The 20,058-nt window shown below is 72.5% G+C and carries 19 protein-coding genes; 7 read left to right on the top strand and 12 right to left on the bottom strand.

Going from position 1 to position 20,058, the window contains the following annotated elements; genetic code table 11:
- Positions 1–2: 2 nt before the first annotated feature.
- Positions 3–737: a hypothetical protein gene (locus tag IE99_RS32370; protein WP_030166528.1), complete on the bottom strand. Its 735-nt coding sequence runs from the start codon at positions 735–737 to the stop codon at positions 3–5.
- A gap of 82 nt (positions 738–819) precedes the next feature.
- Positions 820–1,941: an ROK family transcriptional regulator gene (locus tag IE99_RS0108920; RefSeq protein WP_030166526.1), complete on the bottom strand. Its 1,122-nt coding sequence runs from the start codon at positions 1,939–1,941 to the stop codon at positions 820–822.
- Between the two features lie 148 nt (positions 1,942–2,089).
- Here IE99_RS0108920 and edd point away from each other — a divergent pair, with 148 nt between their 5' ends.
- The 3 genes from edd to eda are packed head-to-tail and all read left to right on the top strand — an operon-like array spanning position 2,090 to position 5,516.
- Entirely contained in the window at positions 2,090–3,901 is a 1,812-nt protein-coding gene (gene edd / locus IE99_RS0108915) for a phosphogluconate dehydratase (protein ID WP_030166523.1), read from the top strand.
- On the top strand, positions 3,898–4,887 hold the full coding sequence (gene glk, locus IE99_RS0108910) for a glucokinase (RefSeq protein ID WP_030166520.1): 990 nt from the start codon (positions 3,898–3,900) through the stop codon (positions 4,885–4,887). Before edd ends, glk begins: the two co-directional genes overlap by 4 nt.
- A complete protein-coding gene (eda, locus tag IE99_RS0108905; protein WP_030166516.1) occupies positions 4,884–5,516 on the top strand; it encodes a bifunctional 4-hydroxy-2-oxoglutarate aldolase/2-dehydro-3-deoxy-phosphogluconate aldolase in 633 nt (210 codons plus the stop codon). Before glk ends, eda begins: the two co-directional genes overlap by 4 nt.
- Positions 5,517–5,631: 115 nt before the next feature.
- Here the strand turns inward: eda and IE99_RS31755 are convergent, their stop codons facing one another.
- The 3 genes from IE99_RS31755 to IE99_RS0108890 form a co-directional block, all read right to left on the bottom strand.
- Positions 5,632–6,156: a DUF1707 SHOCT-like domain-containing protein gene (locus IE99_RS31755; RefSeq protein WP_051712299.1), complete on the bottom strand. Its 525-nt coding sequence runs from the start codon at positions 6,154–6,156 to the stop codon at positions 5,632–5,634.
- 3 nt (positions 6,157–6,159) lie between these two features.
- Positions 6,160–6,777, bottom strand: a complete 618-nt coding sequence (locus IE99_RS0108895) for a PadR family transcriptional regulator (RefSeq protein ID WP_084219382.1) — start codon at positions 6,775–6,777, stop codon at positions 6,160–6,162.
- Positions 6,778–6,880: 103 nt separating this feature from the next.
- Entirely contained in the window at positions 6,881–7,798 is a 918-nt protein-coding gene (locus tag IE99_RS0108890) for a phytoene/squalene synthase family protein (RefSeq protein ID WP_051712297.1), read from the bottom strand.
- Between the two features lie 173 nt (positions 7,799–7,971).
- Here IE99_RS0108890 and IE99_RS0108885 point away from each other — a divergent pair, with 173 nt between their 5' ends.
- From IE99_RS0108885 to mug, 3 genes are all read left to right on the top strand, one after another.
- Positions 7,972–8,940 (top strand): DUF2804 domain-containing protein, encoded by a 969-nt coding sequence (locus IE99_RS0108885; protein ID WP_030166505.1) that lies wholly within the window; start codon positions 7,972–7,974, stop codon positions 8,938–8,940.
- Positions 8,941–9,207: 267 nt separating this feature from the next.
- Positions 9,208–11,937: an aconitate hydratase AcnA gene (acnA, locus tag IE99_RS0108880; RefSeq protein ID WP_211258760.1), complete on the top strand. Its 2,730-nt coding sequence runs from the start codon at positions 9,208–9,210 to the stop codon at positions 11,935–11,937.
- Between the two features lie 74 nt (positions 11,938–12,011).
- Positions 12,012–12,560 carry a G/U mismatch-specific DNA glycosylase gene (gene mug, locus IE99_RS0108875; protein WP_030166498.1) on the top strand — a complete coding sequence of 183 codons (549 nt, stop codon included), beginning with the start codon at positions 12,012–12,014 and terminating at the stop codon, positions 12,558–12,560.
- Here the strand turns inward: mug and IE99_RS32365 are convergent.
- The 6 genes from IE99_RS32365 to idi all read right to left on the bottom strand — a co-directional run bounded on the left by IE99_RS32365 (position 12,511) and on the right by idi (position 17,611).
- Positions 12,511–13,152, bottom strand: coding sequence for a Uma2 family endonuclease (locus tag IE99_RS32365; RefSeq protein WP_051712296.1), 642 nt, complete (start codon positions 13,150–13,152; stop codon positions 12,511–12,513). The genes mug and IE99_RS32365 overlap by 50 nt on opposite strands.
- 101 nt (positions 13,153–13,253) lie before the next feature.
- On the bottom strand, positions 13,254–13,685 hold the full coding sequence (locus IE99_RS0108865) for an ASCH domain-containing protein (protein WP_030166493.1): 432 nt from the start codon (positions 13,683–13,685) through the stop codon (positions 13,254–13,256).
- A 171-nt stretch (positions 13,686–13,856) separates the two neighbouring features.
- Positions 13,857–14,666, bottom strand: coding sequence for a carbohydrate ABC transporter permease (locus tag IE99_RS0108860; protein ID WP_084219380.1), 810 nt, complete (start codon positions 14,664–14,666; stop codon positions 13,857–13,859).
- Positions 14,663–15,553, bottom strand: coding sequence for a carbohydrate ABC transporter permease (locus IE99_RS0108855; RefSeq protein WP_245623119.1), 891 nt, complete (start codon positions 15,551–15,553; stop codon positions 14,663–14,665). The genes IE99_RS0108860 and IE99_RS0108855 overlap by 4 nt, the downstream gene beginning before the upstream one ends.
- A gap of 49 nt (positions 15,554–15,602) precedes the next feature.
- Positions 15,603–16,937 carry an ABC transporter substrate-binding protein gene (locus IE99_RS0108850; protein WP_051712295.1) on the bottom strand — a complete coding sequence of 445 codons (1,335 nt, stop codon included), beginning with the start codon at positions 16,935–16,937 and terminating at the stop codon, positions 15,603–15,605.
- A gap of 95 nt (positions 16,938–17,032) precedes the next feature.
- Positions 17,033–17,611: an isopentenyl-diphosphate Delta-isomerase gene (gene idi / locus IE99_RS0108845; RefSeq protein WP_030166483.1), complete on the bottom strand. Its 579-nt coding sequence runs from the start codon at positions 17,609–17,611 to the stop codon at positions 17,033–17,035.
- A gap of 116 nt (positions 17,612–17,727) precedes the next feature.
- Here idi and dxs point away from each other — a divergent pair, with 116 nt between their 5' ends.
- Positions 17,728–19,644, top strand: a complete 1,917-nt coding sequence (gene dxs, locus IE99_RS0108840) for a 1-deoxy-D-xylulose-5-phosphate synthase (RefSeq protein WP_030166482.1) — start codon at positions 17,728–17,730, stop codon at positions 19,642–19,644.
- On the opposite strand, the gene IE99_RS0108835 is transcribed toward dxs, so the two are convergent.
- On the bottom strand, positions 19,645–20,010 hold the full coding sequence (locus IE99_RS0108835; protein ID WP_030166480.1) for a hypothetical protein: 366 nt from the start codon (positions 20,008–20,010) through the stop codon (positions 19,645–19,647).
- Positions 20,011–20,058: the final 48 nt, after the last annotated feature.

The following is a 20,058-nucleotide window of genomic DNA, read 5'->3' as shown; positions in this document are numbered from 1 at the left end:
CGTCAGCGGCCGATGCGGCGGGCCACCGCGGCCCGGTAGCAGGTGAGGGACCAGTGCGCGGTCGCGTCGGTGTGGCCCACCGGGACGATCTTGGAGCCGGTGGCGACCGTGACGTCCCTCGCGCCCGCGATGAAGAACACGAACGTGGTGAGGTGGTGGTCGTGGCCCTCGTAGTACCACATGTTGCGCAGGATGTCCTGGCCGCCGAGGAAGGGGGTCTGCAGCAGTTCCTGCGCCTGCGCGGGCAGGTTCCCCAGCACGCCGAGGGCGCCGTCGTCCAGGGCGAGGCCGCTCGGCGGCGTGTCCCGCGTGGACGCGGCCCGCGGCCGTCCCGGGCGGGAGGCGTTCGGCGGCGGGCGGTGATCGACCTGGACGTGCCGGAGGGTGCCCGGGGCGAGTTGGAAGGACGAGATCGCGTAGACGGGGCGGTGCTCGGTGTCGACGCGCGGGTCGGCGATCGACAGGCCGCTCTCCCCGAAGGTCACCGCGTAGGGGCGGCCGTCGCCGCTGGAGGCGTCCTCGTGGGCGAACCAGGTGATGGCGGCGCCGGACAACTCGGCGAGGCGCGCCCGGGTGCGCGGCCCGATCGACGCCCAGCACTCCTCGCGGTTCGGGCTGCCGCCGAGCCGCATCTCGCCCGGCCGGTGGAGCGGAGCGCCGCCATGCCTTTCGAGCGCGGCCCGCCGCCGGACCTCGGGCCGGCCGGAGTCGAACGGAACCATCGGGAATGAGCCCATGAGACGTCCCTGACCGGTCGCTGACAGGTGGTGATCATCTTAGTGGAATCCGGCGGTTCGGGACGGCGTGTTCCGGTGATCGTTATGGGGCGGTGTCGATGGCCTCGGGGGACAGGAGGCGGTCGAGGACCATCGCGGCGCAGCCCGCCAGACCGGCCGATTCGCCCTGGCGGCTGGGTTCGATGCGGAGGCTGCGGGTGGCGAGGGCCGTGGAGCGCTGGTAGACGATCTCGCGGACGCCCGCGATGAGGGCCTCGTCGGTGCCGACCAGGTCGCCGCCGAGGACGACGACGGCGGGGTTCAGCAGGTTGACGGCGGTGGCGACGACCTCGCCGATGCGGCGCCCGGCCTCGCGGAGGAGGGCGACGGTCGCGGGATCACCCGCGCGGGCGAGGGCGGCGAGTCCGGAGAGGTCGCCGGCGGGGGAGCGGGCGAGGAGGGCGGCGCCGCCCGCGACGGCCTCGACGCAGTTGACGTTGCCGCAGCGGCAGGGCGCCTCGGAGGCCGACGGGACCGGCACGTGCCCGATCTCCCCGGCGGCGCCCAGGGCGCCGCGCTGGATGCGGCCGCCCGCGATGAGGCCCGCGCCGATGCCGGTGGAGACCTTCACGAACAGCAGGTCGTCCACGCCGGGGTGGGCCTGGTGCTCGCCGAGCGCGGCGGCGTTGACCTCGTTGTCGAGGTAGGCGGGGACGCCGAAGCGGTCGCGGATCGGGGGCCCGGTCTCCAGGCCGTTCCAGGTGCCGGTGGCGTGCTCGACGGCGTCCGGGACGCCGAGGCCGACGCCGCGGACGCTCGACGGGTCGATCCCGGACGCGCGGAGCAGGTCCGTCCAGTCGTCGAGGAGGCGGGGGAGGGTCTTCGCGGCGGACGTCTCCGGCGGCGGCCCGGCCGCGCTCGCCAGGACCGAACCAGCGAGGTCGCAGACGGCGAGCGTGCCGCGCGACTGGCCGAGGTTCGCGACGAGGACGGTGCCGCCCGCCGCGTCGAACTCCAGCCGGGCCGGGGGGCGGCCCCCGGTGGACGGGCCGTCCGCGCGCTCGACGACGAGGCCGCGCGCGATGAGGTCGGCGACGCGGGACGCGACGGCGGGGCGGGACAGGCCGGTGATGCGGCCGAGGTCGGCGCGGGTGGCGACGCCGTGCTCGCGGATCAGCCGGAGCGTGTCGCCCACGGTGGCGGGGCGGGGGACGGGGCGTGCCATCCGGTCAGTCAAGCACGCGCCGCTTAGGTGCGCCAAGTTAGCTGAAGATTCCTGCTTTTGTCAGTTTGTATCCCTAAGTGGGCTTGTCGGTGTACGGAAGGCTGGGTAGCGTGCTCGTTCAATCCCCCCGTTATCTGGAGCAGCGAAGATGGCAGTGCATCCCGTCCTGGCGCGCGTGACCGAGCGCGTCGCCGAACGGAGCGCGGAGCGGCGCGGCGCGTACCTTGACCGGATCCGCGCGGCCCGCACGCGGGGCCCCGCGCGCGGCGGCATGGGCTGCGGCAACCTCGCGCACGGCTTCGCCGCCTGCGGCGCCCAGGACAAGCTCTGGCTGCGCGGCGACGTCACCCCGAACATCGCGATCGTCAGCGCGTACAACGACATGCTGTCCGCGCACCAGCCGCTGAAGGACTACCCGGACCTCATCAAGGCGGCGGTCCGGGCGGCGGGCGGCACCGCGCAGTTCGCGGGCGGCGTGCCCGCGATGTGCGACGGGATCACGCAGGGCCGCGCGGGCATGGAGCTGTCGCTGTTCAGCCGGGACGTCGTCGCGATGGCGACGGCCGTGGCGCTGTCGCACGACATGTTCGACGGCGCGCTGCTCCTCGGCGTCTGCGACAAGATCGTCCCGGGGCTGGTGATCGGCGCGCTGGCGTTCGGGCACCTGCCCGTGCTGCTGGTCCCGGCGGGGCCGATGCCGTCCGGGCTGCCGAACGCGAAGAAGGCGAGCGTCCGCAAGCGGTACGCGGCGGGCGAGATCGGGCGGGACGAGCTGCTCGCCGCCGAGGCCGCGTCCTACCACTCGCCCGGCACCTGCACCTTCTACGGGACGGCGAACTCCAACCAGCTGCTCATGGAGGTCATGGGGCTGCACCTGCCGGGGGCGAGCTTCGTCCCGCCGGGCACGAAGCTGCGGGACGCGCTGACCGAGGCCGCCGCGCGGCGCGTCCTGGAGCTGACGAGCCTGGCGGGCGACGGCTACACGCCGATCGGGGAGCTGCTGGACGAGCGGGCGTTCGTCAACGGCGTCGTCGCGCTGCTCGCGACCGGCGGGTCCACGAACCACACGCTGCACCTGGTCGCGATGGCCTCCGCCGCCGGGATCGACCTGACCTGGGACGACTTCGACGAGCTGTCGCATGTGACGCCGCTGCTCACCCGCCTGTACCCGAACGGGACGGCGGATGTGAACCACTTCCACGCGGCGGGCGGCACCGCGTTCCTCATCGGCGAGCTGATCGACGCGGGCCTCCTGCACGAGGACGCCCGGACGGTCGGCGGCGGCACCCTCGCGGTGTACCGGCGGGCCGCCGAGTACGTGAACGGCAGGGCGGAGTGGCGGGAGCACCCGCGGGTATCCGGTGACACCGACGTCCTCCGCCCGGTCGCCGACCCGTTCGACGTCCAGGGCGGCCTCCACACCGTCACGGGCAACCTCGGCCGCGCGGTGGTGAAGGTGTCGGCCGTCAGGGGCGAGCACCGGGTCATCGAGGCGCCCGCCCGCGTGTTCGACTCGCAGGAGTCGCTGCAGGAGGCGTTCGCCGCAGGGGAACTCGACCGGGACGTGGTCGCGGTCGTCCGGTTTCAGGGGCCGCGCTCCAACGGGATGCCGGAGCTGCACCGCCTCACCCCGCCGCTCTCGGTGCTCCAGGACCGCGGCCACCGCGTCGCGCTCGTGACCGACGGCCGCATGTCGGGCGCGTCGGGCGCGGTGCCCGCCGCGATCCACGTGTCGCCGGAGGCGGCGGCGGGCGGCCCCCTCGCCCGCGTCCGCGACGGCGACGTGATCCGGCTCGACTGCGACAAGGGCGTGCTGGAGATCCTCGTCCCGGACGAGGAGCTCGCCGCCCGCCACCCCGATCCCGCGCCGCCCGGCGCGTCCGGGACCGGGCGGGAGCTCTTCCAGGTCTTCCGCGCGGCCGTCGGCCCGGCGGAGCGCGGCGCGGGGGTGCTCGGATGACCGGGCCAGGCGCGGGACCCTGGCTCGTCGCGGACGTCGGCGGCACCAACGCGCGGTTCGCCCTTGTCGACGGCCCGGACGGGACGCCCGAGCACGTCGCGTCCCTTCCCACCCGCGACCATGCCGGCCTCGCCGACGCGGCCGCCGCCTACCTCGCGCGCCATGCCGGCGTGCGGCCGTCCGCGGCGTGCCTGGCGGTGGCGGGCCCGGTGAGCGGCGGGACGTACCACCTAACCAACGCGGGCTGGCCCGCCGGCACCGCGGACGCCGTCCGCGAGCGGCTCCGCATTCCGCGCCTGGAGATCCTCAACGACTTCGAGGCCCTCGCGCTCGCCCTGCCCCGCCTGGCCCCGGGCGACCTGATCCCGGTCGGGCCGTCCGCGCCCACCGGCGGCGGCACGCTCGCCGTGGTCGGCCCCGGCACCGGACTGGGCGTCGCCGGGCTCGTCCCCACCGCCGCCGGATGGCTGGCCCTGCCCGGCGAGGGCGGCCAGGTCGACATCCCCGCCGCCACCGAGCGCGAGGTCGAGGTGATGCGGCTGCTCCGCGCGGAACGCGGCGCCGCGACCGCCGAGCTGCTGCTGTCCGGCGACGGGCTGGCCCGCATCCACCGCTTCCTCGCGGTCATCGACGGCGTCCCGGCCGCCGAGCCGCTCGACCCCGCCCGGATCTGCTCGCGCCTCGACGACCCCCTCTGCGAGGAGGCCGTGCTGATGTTCTGCGCGCTGCTCGGCTCCCTGGCCGGGAACGTCGCCCTGACGCTCGGCGCGCGCGGCGGCGTGTACCTCGGCGGCGGGATCCTGCCCCGCATCGCGGACGTCCTGTGCGGCAGCTCGTTCCGCGCCCGCTTCGAGTGGAAGCCCCCGGTCGAGGACTACCTGCGCACCATCCCGACCGCCCTGATCGTCCACCCCGGCCCCGCCCTGGTCGGCGCCGCCGCCCACCTCACCCAGACCCTCCGCACCCCAGCCCTGGAACGCGCATGAACACCGCTGAAGAACTGATGGGCCTCGCACCCGTCGTCCCCGTCGTCGTGCTGGACGACGCGGACGCGGCCGCGCCCCTCGCCCGCGCCCTCGCCGCCGGCGGCCTCCCGGTGATCGAGGTGACGCTGCGGACGCCCGCCGCCCTGGACGCCATCGCCCGCATCGCGGCCGAGGTCCCGGACGCGGTCGTCGGCGCGGGCACGGTCGTCCGGCCCGCCGACGCCGAGCGCTCCGCCGCCGCCGGCGCCCGGTTCCTCGTCAGCCCCGGCTGCACGCCGTCGCTGCGGGGCGCGATGGCGGCGACCGGGCTGCCGTTCCTCCCGGGCGTCGCGACGGCATCGGAGGCGATCGCCCTGCTGGAGGACGGCGTCACCGCGATGAAGTTCTTCCCGGCCGAGGCGGCGGGCGGCGTGCCGTACCTGAAGGCGCTGGGCGGCCCCCTGCCGGGCGTCCGCTTCTGCCCGACCGGCGGCGTGAGCCCCGCCAACGCCGCCGCCTACCTGGCGCTCCCCAACGTGGGCTGCGTCGGCGGGTCGTGGCTGACGCCGCCGGACGCGGTCCGCGCCGGCGACTGGGACGCGGTGCGCGCCCTCGCCGAGGAGGCCGCCGCCCTCCGTCCGGTCGTCTGAGCGGTGGGGGCCCGCCTGGCAGTGCCGGGGAGGACGGTGGGCGCCATGAGGGGCGTGCCGACCGGCCCTGCCGGGGTGCGCAGGCGGGCCTCCGCGCGCGGGGACCGCGCCGGGCTCACGAAGCCGACGGGATCCCGCGGTGCCGGCGCCGGGACGGGCGCCGTCCGGTGAGGATCAGCGCCGCGCGGACCAGCCACGCGACCAGGGCGAGCATCAGGACGGCGAACAGGCCCGCCGACGGCCCCGCCGTGATCGCCACCACCGCGAACACCGCGAGCAGCACCGGGAACGCGGGGTGGCCCGGCCGGTGCCGGCGGTGCGCCCGCATCGGCGGCCGGCCGGGGTGCCGTGCCGGGGGCCGGCCGCGATGCCGCGACCGTGCCGGCTCCGGGTCGGGAAGGCCGTGCGGGGCGGGCAGGTCCCGGACGAGGGCGCGCAGGTCGCCGCGCGTCTTCGCGGTGAGGGCGGGCTCCAGCCGCTCGTCGAGCTCCGCCCGGTCGAGGCGTCCGGCGGCGAAGTGGTCGTGCAGCGCGACCATGACGGCCTCGCGGTCGGTGTCGCCGACCCGCAGGTCGTCGCCCGGCGGTGCGCCGGGCGGCGCCGCGTCCAGGGTGCTCACGTGCATGGGGTTCGGCCGCATGGCCTACTCCTCGGCGTCGGGGGTCGTGGCGTCCTCGTCGTCGGCGAGGACGCGGTAGAGGTCGCGGCGCGCCTCCGCGAGGACGTCGCGGGCGCGCGCGATCTGCCGGGGGGATCCGGCGTGGACGATCTGCATCACGGCGGAGCCCGTCTGCGCCGCCTGCCGGAACAGGTCGGGGACGCCCTCGCCGAAGTCGTACGCCATCTCGGCCCACGGCTCGGCGAGCTCGTCGCGGTTCCGCTCGACGTGGGCGCGGCCTTCGCCGGTGAGGTGGAAGACGCGGCGGCCGCCGCTCTCCTCCCCGGCGATGAGTCCCTCGTCGGCGAGCTGCTGGAGGGCCGGGTAGACGGCGCCGGGGCTGGGCCTCCACGCGCCGCCGCTGCGCTCGGCGATCTCCTGGATGAGCTGGTAGCCGTTGCGCGGCTCCTCGTCGAGGAGGACGAGGATCGCGGCCCGGACGTTGCCCTTGCGCGCCTTGCCGCCCCGGCCCCAGGGGGCGCGGCCGCGCGCCCAGGGCGGGTGCGGACCGGGGCCGAAGCCGCCCTGGGGTCCCCACGGGCCGCCGAACATCCAGCCGGGGCCGGGGACGTCTCCCCGTGCCCGGAATCCACGGTGTCCCATGTTCGTCACCACCTTCTGAGATCTCTCTATGATCTCTCGCGATACGCCAACGATATATCGAAGACGTACGCAAGGGCCAGAGAGTTCCCGAAAGCGGGTGAAATCAGCGCTCCACGCCCGTCACCGCGCGGGCCGTCACGACCGCGCGCTGCCAGGGCGGCAGCGACACCCGCGAGCTGAGCGCGATGCAGGGGCGCTCCGCGATCCGCTCCAGCAGTCGGCGGTAGACGCCCGCCATCGCGGCGGTGCAGGCCGCGCTGCGCCGGTCCAGGAGGGGCAGCAGCCGCATGCCCTCCGCGTACCAGGCGCGGGCCCGCTCCGCCTCGAACCGCACCAGCCCGTTCAGCCGCCACGGCGGGTCGACGAACTCGCCCGACTCGTCCTGTTCGAGGGTGCAGCCGAAGAGCGCCAGGTCCTCCGCGGGCAGGTAGGTGCGGCCCGCCGAGCGGTCCTCCCGGATGTCCCGCAGAACGTTCGTGAGTTGCAGCGCGACCCCCAGCGAGTCGGCGAGTCCCTCCGCGCGGAGCCGCCCGCCCGCGCCGAACACGCCGAGCGACACCCGCCCGACCGTGCCCGCCATCCGCTGGCAGTGGCGCAGCAGGTCGTCGAACGTCTCGTACCGGACGCCCCGGACGTCGGCCGCGCAGCCGTCGATGAGCTCGTCGAACGCGTCGAGCGGGATCGGGTACCGGCCCGCCGCGTCCGCGAGCCCGGTGAGGACCGGGTCGCCGCCGAGCACGCCGAGCCCGTCCGGGCCGCGCGCCGCCGACCGCACGTCGGCGAGCCGCCGCCGCGCCCGGTCGAGCCGGTCGAGCCGCACGCGCATGGGCTCCGGCCCGTCCCCGATGTCGTCGACGCGGCGCGCGAACGCGTAGATCGCGCTCAGCGCGCGGCGCTTCGGGACGGGCATCAGCCGGACGCCGTGCGCGAAGTCGCGGTCGCGCTTGCGGACGACCCGCTCGCAGTGCCGGTACGCCTCCGCCACCTGGGCGGAGCGTCCGCAGGTCTCCGAAACCGACATCCCTCAATCCCCTTCGACGGGCACGCGCCCGGGGGCGGCGGGTGCCGAACGGTGATCACCATGGGGGTGATTCGCGGGCGCGGCACGGGGGAAACCCCGCCGCCGGTATGGAGCGGGTCAATCGGGGTGGGACAACCGGCATACGCGGCATCCCGCACGGCTACCCTCGGGCCATGCAAGAGATCGTCGAGCCCGTCGACCTGTGCCTTCCCGACGGCCGCCTGAACCCGGACGCCGTCGGATGGACCCGCCGCCCCCTGCACCGCGCCAACCTGCGCGGGTGGGGCCGCGCCAAGCGCTGGGAGTACTGGGGGATCGTCACGCCCCGGCACATCGTCGGGCTCGTCGCCTCGTCCCTCGACTACGCGGGCGTGCACGGCGTCTACGTCCTCGACCGCGAGACCGGCGAGGAGCTCGCGCGGGACGCGGTCGCGCCGTTCGCGCTCGGCGCCCGCTTCCCCGAGCGCTGCGGCGAGGGCGAGGTGGCGGCGCGCGGCGGCGGCGTCGCGGTCGGCGGCAGGCACGGCGCGTCCGGCACGCTGCTGCGGGCGAAGGCGCCCGGCGTCCTCGTCGACCTGGAGATCCCGCTGCCGGACGGGCACGAGTCGCTCGGCGTCGTGGTCCCGTGGAGCGAGCACCGCTTCCAGTACACGGTGAAGGACGTCGGGCGCCCCGTGCGGGGGCGGCTGACCCTCCCGTCCGGCGAGTACGAGGTGGGTGAGGGCGCGTTCGCCGTCCTCGACCACGGGCGCGGCAAATGGCCGTACCGGATGACGTGGAACTGGGCGGCGGCGTCCGGCCGGAAGCTCGCCCTCCAACTGGGCGGAAAGTGGACCGACGGGACCGGCCAGACCGAGAACGGCCTGTTCGTCGACGGCCGCCTCCACAAGATCGGCGACGATCTCCGCTGGACCTACGACCCCACCGACCTGCTCCGCCCCTGGACGATCGAGGGCCCCCGCGTCCAGGTCGGGTTCCACCCCTTCCACGAACGCGTCGCCCGTACCGAACTCCTCATCGTCGGCTCCGAGACGCACCAGTGCTTCGGCTACTTCACCGGCCGCGTCCAGACCGACGACGGCGCGTGGCTCGACGTGGAGGGCCTGGAGGGCTGGGCCGAAGAGGCTCGCCAGCGCTGGTGAGCCTGCTGCGCGGACCGCGGCGCGACCGGTACGCGCCGGGCGCGGCGCAAGTAACTCGACGTCGAGATAAATTAGAGATAGCTTGACGTCGAGAGAAAACCTGCGGAAGTTAGGCGGACCCGGATCCCGGACAGGACTCCGCCTAAGGCAGGATTCATGGTGGATGAGCGTCCGCCCCGCCGCGCGCGTACAGCCCCGGGGCGGGATTCACCGATCAGAAGAGTGTGCGCCGCGCGGTCATGTCCCGGACCCGACGCGCGGTCGTCGATGGAGGAGGAGTCCGTGTCCGCGAACAGCTTCGGCAGCCTGAGCAAGCTCCAGGTGGGCGAGAGGTCGTACGACATTTACCGGCTGGACGCGGTCGAGGGCTCGGCCCGACTCCCGTACAGCCTCAAGGTGCTGCTGGAGAACCTGCTGCGCACCGAGGACGGCGCGAACGTCACCGCCGACCACATCCGCGCCATCGCCGGCTGGGACGCAGGCGCCCAGCCCAGCAAGGAGATCCAGTTCACCCCGGCGCGGGTCATCATGCAGGACTTCACGGGCGTGCCCTGCGTGGTCGACCTCGCCACCATGCGCGAGGCCGTCCGCGACCTCGGCGGCGACCCCACGAGGATCAATCCGCTGGCGCCCGCCGAGATGGTCATCGACCACTCCGTGATCGTCGACTACTTCGGCACCCCGCAGGCGTTCGAGCGCAACGTCCAGGTGGAGTACGAGCGCAACAAGGAGCGCTACCAGTTCCTGCGCTGGGGCCAGACCGCGTTCGACGAGTTCAAGGTCGTCCCGCCCGGCACCGGCATCGTCCACCAGGTCAACATCGAGCACCTGGCCCGCGTCGTGTTCGACCGGGGCGGCGTCGCCTACCCCGACACCTGCGTCGGCACCGACTCCCACACCACGATGGAGAACGGCATCGGCGTCCTCGGCTGGGGCGTCGGCGGCATCGAGGCGGAGGCCGCGATGCTCGGCCAGCCGATCTCCATGCTGATCCCGCGCGTCGTCGGCTTCAAGCTGACCGGCGAGCTGCCCGCCGGCACCACCGCCACCGACCTCGTGCTGACCATCACCGAGATGCTCCGCAAGCACGGCGTCGTCGGCAAGTTCGTGGAGTTCTACGGCGAGGGCGTCGCCGCCCTGCCGCTGGCGAACCGCGCCACCATCGGCAACATGAGCCCCGAGTTCGGCTCCACCTGCGCGATCTTCCCGATCGACGGCGAGACCCTGAAGTACCTGCGCCTCACCGGACGCTCCGACGAGCAGGTCGCGCTCGTCGAGGCGTACGCCAAGGAGCAGGGCATGTGGCTCGACCCGTCCGCCGAGCCGGACTTCTCCGAGTACCTCGAGCTGGACCTCGGCACGGTCGTCCCGTCCCTGGCCGGGCCGAAGCGCCCGCAGGACCGCATCGCCCTCTCCACCGCCAAGGAGACCTGGCGCCGCGACGTCCAGAACTACGTGAAGAACGCGGACGAGGCCGGCCTCGAGTCGTTCCCCGCGTCCGACGCGCCCGCCATGGGCCCCGACGGAGACCGCCCCCACACGCGCGTCGACGTCGTCATGGAGGACGGCACGAAGTTCGAACTGGACCACGGCCACGTCGCCGTCGCCGCCATCACCTCCTGCACCAACACGTCCAACCCGTACGTGATGATCGGCGCCGCGCTCGTCGCGAAGAAGGCCGTCGAGAGGGGCCTGACCCGCAAGCCGTGGGTGAAGACCTCCCTCGCCCCCGGCTCCCAGGTCGTCACCGACTACCTCGAGCGCGCGAGCCTCACCCCCTACCTCGACAAGATCGGCTTCAACCTCGTCGGGTACGGCTGCACCACCTGCATCGGCAACACCGGCCCCCTGCAGCCGGAGATCTCCAAGGCGGTCAACGACAACGACCTCGCCGTCACGGCGGTCCTGTCCGGCAACCGCAACTTCGAGGGCCGCATCAGCCCCGACGTCAAGATGAACTACCTGGCGTCCCCGCCGCTGGTCATCGCCTACGCGCTCGCCGGGACGATGGACATCGACATCCTCAACGACCCGATCGCCGACGGCACCGACGGCCCCGTGTACCTGCGGGACATCTGGCCGACCGCCGAGGAGGTCGCCGAGATCGTCGAGTCGTCCATCGGCCAGGAGATGTTCGCGCAGAGCTACGCCGACGTCTTCAAGGGCGACGAGCGCTGGCGCGGCCTCGACATCCCGACCGGCGGCACCTTCGAGTGGGACCCGTCGTCCACGTACGTCCGCAAGGCCCCGTACTTCGACGGCATGGGCCTGGAGCCGTCGCCGGTCACCGACATCGCCGGCGCCCGCGTCCTCGCCAAGCTCGGCGACTCGGTCACCACCGACCACATCTCGCCCGCCGGGTCCATCAAGGTCGGCACGCCCGCCGCGCAGTACCTCGAGGAGAACGGCGTCGCCGTCCGCGACTTCAACTCCTACGGGTCCCGCCGCGGCAACCACGAGGTCATGATCCGCGGCACGTTCGCGAACATCCGCCTCCGCAACCAGCTCCTGGACGACGTCGAGGGCGGCTACACCCGCGACTTCACCCAGGACGGCGCGCCCCAGGCGTACATCTACGACGCCGCGCAGAACTACGCCGCCGCCGGCATCCCGCTCGTCGTCATCGCGGGCAAGGAGTACGGCTCCGGCTCGTCCCGCGACTGGGCCGCGAAGGGCACCGCCCTCCTCGGCGTCCGCGCCGTCATCGCCGAGTCGTACGAGCGCATCCACCGCTCGAACCTCATCGGCATGGGCGTCCTTCCGCTCCAGTTCAAGGACGGCGAGTCCGCCGCGACCCTCGGCCTCACCGGCACCGAGACCTTCGAGATCACCGGGGTCACGGCGCTCAACGAGGGCGACGTCCCCCGCGAGGTCACGGTGAAGGCCGACGGCAGGGAGTTCCAGGCCGTCGTCCGTATCGACACCCCCGGTGAGGCGGACTACTACCGCAACGGAGGCATCATGCAGTACGTCCTCCGCAACCTGCTCCGCAAGTAACCCGCACGCCGCGACGGGCCGCCTCCCCCCGGGGGGCGGCCCGTTCCGCGTCTCAGCGGCCTTAGCCTGGTCCGATGCGTCCCACCAAGGCCGATCTGGAGGCCGCGCGCGACCGCGTCATCCCCGACATCGTGCCGCCGGAAGGCGGCGTCCTGATCTGCGGGATCAACCCGGGGCTGTACTCGGGGGCGACCGGTCACCACTTCGCCCGTCCGGGCAATCGCTTCTGGCCCGCCCTGCACCGATCGGGCTTCACCGACCGGCTGCTGTCGCCCGCCGAGCAGGGCCTGCTGCCGTCCTACGGCCTCGGCATCACGAACCTCGCGCCCCGCACCACGGCCCGCGCGGACGAACTGACCGCCGGGGAACTCCGCGAGGGCGGCCTCCGCCTGGCCGCCTTCGTCGAGGAGCACCGCCCCGCCTACCTGGCGGTCGCCGGCGTCACCGCCTACCGGACGGCTTTCGCGAACCCCAAGGCTCAGATAGGTGAGCAGGACGAGATGTGCGGCCCCGCGAAACTGTGGATCCTCCCGAACCCGAGCGGCCTCAACGCCTCCTGGACGCTCGACAAGATCAGTGCCGAGTTCGCCCGGCTCCGCGCCGCCGCCCCCGGAACTCCATGAAGATCTCGGGATCGAAGGACACGGAGACGGGGACGTCCGCCTGGATCTCCGTCTTCAGCGACTGCCCGGCGATGGCCGTCTGAGTGAGGTGATAGGCGCCTGTCTCGGCGTCCAGGATGAAGACCTGTACCTGCGGGTGGGGTGAGAACTTGGCGATCCAGTACTGCGGGATGCCCAGCGCCGCGTACTCCTTCACCTTGCGTACCTGGTCGGTGCGCTCGCTGCCGCTACCGGGCGAGACCACCTCGACCACAAGGAGTAGTTCCTCGCCGGGAAGTTCGACGCTGCCTTCGAGGAAAGCGTCTTCGACGAGTTCCCCCGGCGCCACGAAAACATCCGGCTTCCGGATCCCGGACGGAGTGGTGATCTCCCAGTCCCCGCCTCGATCCGCGTAGGCGGAGGCCCCGGCCTTCTCGATGGCCGTTTCGATGGCCTCGTGGATCTTCCGGTAGATGATGTTGTGCACCGTGCTCGGAGACAACTCGATCAGCCACCCGTCTTCGAGTTCCAGGCCGCGGCCTTCGTCCTCTCGGGCATGCAGATCTTCGGCTGTGTACGGGCCAAAACCGTCATGGTCGGGCGCGACGCTCACGGTTCCGCTCCCATCGTTGGCACGACAGATCGATACAGGGACAACACTACCCCGCCCGATGTTCGCGACCCAGCGTAGCGACGCGATGACCGAAAGGAGACCTATTTCAGAGAAGCGGCGGTGAGCATGGTCTCGACCTCGGTGAGGAGGGACGCGCTCGGCTGCCAGAGGCCCGGGTGGCGGCCCAGCGCGACGATGGGGCGGGGGAGGGCTCGGACGTTCGCCAGGTGGTAGTGGTACTCGCCCCGGTTCGCCCAGGGGCCGCAGTCGCAGGGGGCGCCCGCGGCCGAGGCGCCGCAGACGTCGGTCAGGTCGGCCTGGGCCGTGACGGCGCCGATGGTGGCGAGGGGGTCGCCCGGGTCCCACCCGGCGGCGCGGACGAGGGGGGAGTCGCACGCCTTCAGGTCGACGCGCATCGACGCGTGGATGAGGAGCGGGCCGCGGTAGGCGGTGGGCATGTCCTGGTTCGAGACGGTCTTGCCGCCACGCGCGATCGCGAACGCCCAGGGCTGCTGGACACTGATCGCCTGCACGCGGTACCTCCAAGACTCCGTTGTCGCGGGGATCGGCCGGCCGGCGACCGCGCGATGCCCGTGAGGGTAGGCGCATATCGGGCGTCATGCCAATGGCGCCGGGTGATCATTGGTGTGACGCGCGAGTAAGAGGGATGGTTGACGCAGGTGGGACGAATGGGGCAGAAGTTATCAGCCTTTGAGTGCGCCCGCCATGAGGCCGCGCATGAAGAAGCGGCCGAGCAGCAGGTAGACGAGGAGCGTGGGCAGCGACGCGAGGAGCGCCGACGCCATCTGCTGGTTGTACTGGACGGCCGCCGCGCCGGAGCCCGCCGTGTTGTTCAGCATCACCGTCACCGGCCAGCTGTCGGGAGCGCCGAGGAAGACCGCGAACAGGAAGTCGTTCCACAGGGACGTGAACTGCCAGATGAGGGTCACCGCGAACGCGGGGCCGGAGACGGGCAGGACGATCGAGGTGTAGGTCCGGAGCATGCCGGCGCCGTCGACGCGGGCCGCCTCGATCAGCTCGTCCGGGATCGTCACGTAGTAGTTGCGGAAGATCAGCGTGCAGATCGGGATGCCGTAGACGACGTGGGCGAGGACGAGGCCGCGGATCGTCCCGACGAGCTCCATGTCGGTGAGCAGGCCGGCGAGCGGGATCATCACCGCCTGGTACGGGATGAACATCCCGAACAGGAACAGGGTGAAGACGGCGTCGGCGCCGGGGAACCGCCACTTGGACAGGACGTACCCGTTCAGCGAGCCGAGGACGGCCGAGATCAGCGACCCGGAGACGGCGATCTTCACGCTGTTCTCCAGGCCGGGGCGCAGGACGTCCCAGGCGGTGCGCCAGCCGGAGAGGCTCCAGGCGTCCGGCAGGCTCCAGGCGCCGGCCGGGTCGGCCTCGGCGAGCGGCTTGAAGCTCGTCACGACGAGGACGTACACCGGCATCAGGAACAGGGCGGCGAACAGCAGGAGGACGACCGGGCGCGCGATCCTCATCGGGTCCGCTCCGCCCGCACCGACCAGACCAGGTAGGGCACGACGAGGAGCGCCACGGCCAGCAGGAGGTAGGTCGCGATGGTGGCGCCGTTGGCGGGGTCGTGCCGGTCGAAGATCTCGACGTAGGTCGCGACGGCGGGGACATAGGTGATGATCTGCTTGCCCGAGATCGCCATGATCAGGTCGAACACCTTGAGCGAGATGTGCCCGAGAATGATCAGTGCGGACAGCGTCACCGGGCGCAGCCGCGGGAACACCACGTGGCGGTAGACCTTCCACTCGGACGCGCCGTCCACGCGCGCGGCCTCGCGCAGCTCCTCGGGGACGGCGCGGAACCCGGCGAGGTACAGGGCCATCACGTAGCCGGACATCTGCCAGATCGCGGGCAGCGCCATCGCGGCCATGCCCCAGGTGGGGTGCTGCCACCAGGAGTTCGCGAGGGCGTCGAGGCCGACCTTGCCGAACAGCTGGTTCAGGCCGACGGCGCGCTGCGGCGGGGCGGGGTTCATGAGCCACCGCCAGACGACGCCGCTGGCGATGAACGAGACCGCCATGGGGAACAGGTAGATCGCGCGGAGGGACGCCTCCGCGCGGATCCCCTTGTCCATCAGGAACGCCAGGAACGCGCCCAGGGCCAGGGCGCCGCCGACGAACGCGACGGTGAACACCAGGGCGTTCTGGACGGCCCCGGGCCAGGACGGCTGCGACCACAGGTCGACGAAGTTGCGTCCCTTGTCGAACCCGTACGGGGTGATCTCGTCGTGCTTGCCGCTGACCGCGACCCTGGTGTTCCAGAAGATCAGCCCGTAGACGAACAGGCCGATCGCGATGATGGACGGCGACACCAGCAGCAGGCCGGGCAGCCACCGGCGCCACCGTCGTGCCACGCGATCTCCTCCCCGACGGCCGGGGCGGCGCGCGGCCGCCCCGGGCCCGTCACTGTCCGCTGTTCTTCGCCGCCTCGACGAGCGCGGCCTGGAGCTTGGCGACGTCCTTGTTCTGGAGGAAGAGGCCCACCGCTGTGTCGATGTCGGTGTGCTGCTTCTTGCCGGCGTTCACGCCGTGCCAGAACGAGCCGGCGAGCTTGATGCCGGGCTTGGTCCACTCACCGAGTGCGTACTGGAGGTAGCCGGTGTAAAGGGCCTTGTTCCCGTCCGTGCGCGCGGGGATGGAGCCCTTCTTCGGGTTGAAGAGGTCCTGCCCCTCCCTGGAGCCCGCCACCTTCAGCCAGGCGATCGCCCCCGCGCGGTGGGGGGCGCCCTTGGGGAGGGTGAAGGAGTCCGAAAGCCACATGTAGGTGCCGTCCGTGCCCGGGGCCGCCGCGTACTTGAAGTCGGTGTCGACCTTCTTGCCGAGCCCGTTGGGGGCGGAGCCCGTGAAGTACCCGTAGGCCCAGTCGCCCATGATGTTGAACGCGGCCTTGCCGTCCACGACGGCCTTGGACGCGCCCTGCCAGTCGGTCGAGGCGGCCTCCGCCGTCGTGTACTTCATGATCTCCGCGAAGTCCGTCAGGGCCTTGCGGACGGCCGGGCTGCTCCAGTCGGCGCCGGGCTTCCACAGCGCGTTGTAGGCGTCGGTGCCGAGGCTGCCCAGCAGGACGTTCTCCAGCAGGTGGTCGGCCGTCCACTGCGCGCCGAGCGACAGCGGCACCTTGCCGGTCCTCGCCTTGACGGCCTTCAGCGCGGTGATGAACTCGGCGATCGTCTTCGGCGGCCCCGCGATGCCCGCGTCGTCCAGGATCTTCGGGTTGTACCAGAGCATGTTCGACCGGTGGATGTTCACCGGCACCGAGTAGAGGTGCCCCTTGTAGCTGATCTGCTGGAGGAGCTGCTGCGGGTAGGCCGGCCGCAGGCCGTTCTGGTCGAAGAAGGAGTCGAGCCGCTCGATCTGCCCGGCCTTGATGTAGTCGAGCAGCTCGGCGCCAGCGTGACCCTGGAAGGAGTCCGGGGGCTTGCGGTTCTGCAGCCGGCTCGCCAGGACGGCCTGCGCCTGCGTGCCGGAGCCGCCCGCGATCGCGGCGTTGATGAACTTCGTGCCCGGGTTCTTCTTCTCGAACTCGGCCTTCATGGCGGCGAGGCCGTCCGCCTCGCCCGGTCCGGTCCACCAGGAGAAGACCTCGACCTGGGAGGCGTCGTCGCCGCCGTCGTCGGTCCCGCCGCAGCCGGAGACGACCAGGGCCGCGCCCAGCGCGGTCGCGGCGATCGCCTTCCAGCGGCGGGAGACCCGTCCGGTGGTGTGTCGTGGAGCTCGTCTGGGAGTACGTCCTCGCATCGTCCGTCCCTTCGGTTCCCCGAAGAACCAAGCGTCCGTTCGGACGGCGGGACGGTCAACAGCGGGCGGGGAAAAGTGATCCCGTGGTTATCCGGCTACCAGCGGAGGGCGGGCGGGAGCGCGGCGGTGCCCGCGTCCGGCCAGTCCCGGGGGGCGCCCAGCGGGGCCAGTTCGGCGAGCTGGAGGCGGTACCAGAGCGACGACTCGGGGCGGCCGGCGAGGTCCAGGCAGCGGTCCCACGACCACCATTCGGCGTGCTCGACCTCCTCCGGGTTCGGCTGGACGGGAGTTCCCGGCGCGACCGTCGCCCGGACCACGGGGCAGCGCTCGTGCTCCACGGTCCCGTCGTCGGCGACGGCCCGGTACCGGAACCCCGGCAGGACGGACGTCAGCGCCGCGTCCGGCAGCCCCAGCTCGTCCCGGAGGCGCCGCAGGACCGCCTCCCGAAGGCCCTCGCCCGGCCCGGGATGCCCGCAGCAGCTGCCCGTCCACACCCCCGGGAAGGTCCGCTTCCCCAGCGCGCGCCGGGTGATGAGGACGCGCCCCTCCGTGTCCACCACATAGCAGGAGAAAGCGAGGTGATAGGGGGTGCTTTCATGGTGACTCTCCGCCTTCGGTGCCGTTCCCACGGCCTCGTCCTCGGCATTGAGCAGCACGATCTCTTCGACGCCCATGCGGACATCCTCCCGCATCCCCTGTGCGGCTCCCACTGGGGCGAACCGGGATTAAACTCGGATGGGCCCGAGCCCGGGGGGAGCCGGTTCCCCCCGCATGGAGGAGTTGAGAACGCGTGAGCCTGCTTGAGTCGATCAAGGGTCCGGAGGACCTCAAGCGACTGGACGCCGCTCAGCTGTCCCGGCTCGCGGGCGAGATCCGCGAGTTCCTCGTGGAGGCGGTGTCGAAGACCGGGGGCCATCTCGGCCCGAACCTCGGCGTGGTCGAGCTGACGATCGCGCTGCACCGGGTGTTCGATTCCCCGCACGACAAGGTCCTGTTCGACACGGGGCACCAGGCGTACGTCCACAAGATCGTCACCGGCCGGCACGACTTCTCCGGGCTGCGCCGCCGCGGCGGCCTGTCGGGGTACCCGAGCGCCGCCGAGTCCGAGCACGACGTCATCGAGAACTCGCACGCCTCGACCGTCCTGTCGTACGCCGACGGCCTCGCGAAGGCGTTCCAGGTGCGCGGCGAGACCGACCGGGCCGTGGTCGCGGTCGTCGGCGACGGCGCGCTCACCGGCGGCATGTGCTGGGAGGCGCTGAACAACATCGCCGCCGGGCACGACCGCCCGGTGATCATCGTGGTGAACGACAACGGCCGCTCGTACTCCCCGACGATCGGCGGCCTCGCCCGCCACCTGTCGGACCTGCGGGTCACGCAGGGCTACGAGCACGCGCTCGACCTGATCAAGAAGACGGTGCCGAGGGCGCCGGTCGTCGGCGCGGTCGCCTACGAGGCGCTGCACGGCATCAAGAAGGGCCTCAAGGACGTCCTGCAGCCGCAGGCCATGTTCGAGGACCTCGGCATGAAGTACGTCGGGCCGATCGACGGCCACGACGAGGAGGCTTTGGAACGTGCCCTGCTGCGGGCCCGCGGCTTCGGCAAGCCCGTGATCGTGCACTGCATCACGCAGAAGGGCCGCGGCTACGCGCCCGCCGAGAACGACACCGAGGACTGCATGCACGGCGGCGGCGCCTTCGACCCCGCCACCGGCAGGTTCCACTCCAAGAAGGGCAATCCGGGCTGGACGAAGGTGTTCGGCGAGGAGATGGTCGCCATCGGCCGGGAGCGCGACGACGTGGTGGGGATCACCGCCGCGATGCTGCACCCGGTGGGCCTCGCCCCGTTCGCCGAGGCGTTCCCGGAGCGGATCTACGACGTCGGCATCGCGGAGCAGCACGCCGTGACGTCCGCCGCGGGCCTCGCGATGGGCGGCCTGCACCCGGTCGTCGCCGTCTACGCGACGTTCCTGAACCGCGCGTTCGACCAGGTCCTCATGGACGTGGCGCTGCACCGGCAGGGCGTGACGTTCGCGCTCGACCGGGCCGGGGTCACCGGTGACGACGGCGCCAGCCACAACGGCATGTGGGACCTGTCGATCCTCCAGCTGATCCCCGGCATGCGCATCGCCGTCCCGCGCGACGGAGCCCGCCTGCGGGAGCTGCTGCGCGAGTGCGTCGCCGTGTCGGACGCCCCGACCGCGATCCGCTACCCGAAGGGCCCGGTGTTCGACGACATCGAGGCGGTCGGCAAGGCGGGGGAGATGGACGTCCTCGCCCGCCACGACGGCTCCAACGGCACCCGCGTGCTGCTGGTCGCGGCCGGCTCGATGGCCGCGGCGGCGGTGGACGCGGCGGCCCTGATCGCCGCGCAGGGCATCGGCGTCACCGTCGTCGACCCTCGCTGGGTGAAGCCGATCGACCCGGCCCTGCTCGACCTGGCCCGCGACCACACCCTGGTCGCGGTCGCCGAGGACAACGGCCGCACCGGCGCCGTCGGCGACGCCGTGGCCCGCCTGCTCCGCGACGCCGAGGTCGACGTGCCGATCCGCACCTACGGTATCCCGCAGGAGTTCCTCGACCACGCGTCCCGCGCCGAGATCCTCACCGACATCGGCCTGACACCGCAGGCCCTCGCCAGGGAGGTCACCGAGTCGGTCGCGCGCGCCACGTCGGTCGACTCCCGCGAGCCCGCGACGTCCGACTGATCACACGCCCTCGGCGGAGATCAGGCGCCAGAAGTGCCGGATCGAGGCGGTGGACGTACCGAGCTCGCGGCCCGCGTACGTCCACTGCCCGTTCAGCCGCCACGGGCGGCCCGTGCCGTCCTGGACGAACACGCGCAGCCGGAACGTCGCGTCGTGCGAGCGGATCACGCCCGCCGGGTCGACGGACGGCCGCAGCTCGGGGCGCGCCTCGCAGCGCACTCCCAGCACGGTGGTGCCCGGGTCCTGGCGCAGCAGGCCCTGCGTCAGGTCGTACACCAGCGCGGCGACGTAGTCCGGGCCGAGCCACCCCAGATCGGGCACCATGTCGGGTGGAGGGAACCCGGTCACTTCTGGACGACCGGTCACACGCGGCACGGTAGCGTCCGAGTCAGTCTTTAGTCACCACTTATCCGC

It is taken from the genome of Spirillospora albida (assembly GCF_000718255.1).
Lineage (GTDB): Bacteria > Actinomycetota > Actinomycetes > Streptosporangiales > Streptosporangiaceae > Spirillospora > Spirillospora albida.
The sequence above is the reverse complement of the archived record's forward strand: the minus strand, read 5'-3'. Positions and strand labels throughout refer to the sequence as shown.

Coding starts and splice junctions, on each gene's coding strand:
- IE99_RS0108860 (WP_084219380.1), bottom strand. CDS start 14,666: ATGAGGATCGCGCGCCCGGTCGTCCTCCTGCTGTTCGCCGCCCTGTTC.
- IE99_RS32370 (WP_030166528.1), bottom strand. CDS start 737: ATGGGCTCATTCCCGATGGTTCCGTTCGACTCCGGCCGGCCCGAGGTC.
- eda (WP_030166516.1), top strand. CDS start 4,884: ATGAACACCGCTGAAGAACTGATGGGCCTCGCACCCGTCGTCCCCGTC.
- idi (WP_030166483.1), bottom strand. CDS start 17,611: ATGGGCGTCGAAGAGATCGTGCTGCTCAATGCCGAGGACGAGGCCGTG.
- IE99_RS0108890 (WP_051712297.1), bottom strand. CDS start 7,798: ATGTCGGTTTCGGAGACCTGCGGACGCTCCGCCCAGGTGGCGGAGGCG.
- IE99_RS0108885 (WP_030166505.1), top strand. CDS start 7,972: ATGCAAGAGATCGTCGAGCCCGTCGACCTGTGCCTTCCCGACGGCCGC.
- IE99_RS0108850 (WP_051712295.1), bottom strand. CDS start 16,937: ATGCGAGGACGTACTCCCAGACGAGCTCCACGACACACCACCGGACGG.
- IE99_RS0108895 (WP_084219382.1), bottom strand. CDS start 6,777: ATGGGACACCGTGGATTCCGGGCACGGGGAGACGTCCCCGGCCCCGGC.
- edd (WP_030166523.1), top strand. CDS start 2,090: ATGGCAGTGCATCCCGTCCTGGCGCGCGTGACCGAGCGCGTCGCCGAA.
- IE99_RS31755 (WP_051712299.1), bottom strand. CDS start 6,156: ATGCGGCCGAACCCCATGCACGTGAGCACCCTGGACGCGGCGCCGCCC.
- IE99_RS0108920 (WP_030166526.1), bottom strand. CDS start 1,941: ATGGCACGCCCCGTCCCCCGCCCCGCCACCGTGGGCGACACGCTCCGG.
- glk (WP_030166520.1), top strand. CDS start 3,898: ATGACCGGGCCAGGCGCGGGACCCTGGCTCGTCGCGGACGTCGGCGGC.
- acnA (WP_211258760.1), top strand. CDS start 9,208: ATGGAGGAGGAGTCCGTGTCCGCGAACAGCTTCGGCAGCCTGAGCAAG.
- mug (WP_030166498.1), top strand. CDS start 12,012: ATGCGTCCCACCAAGGCCGATCTGGAGGCCGCGCGCGACCGCGTCATC.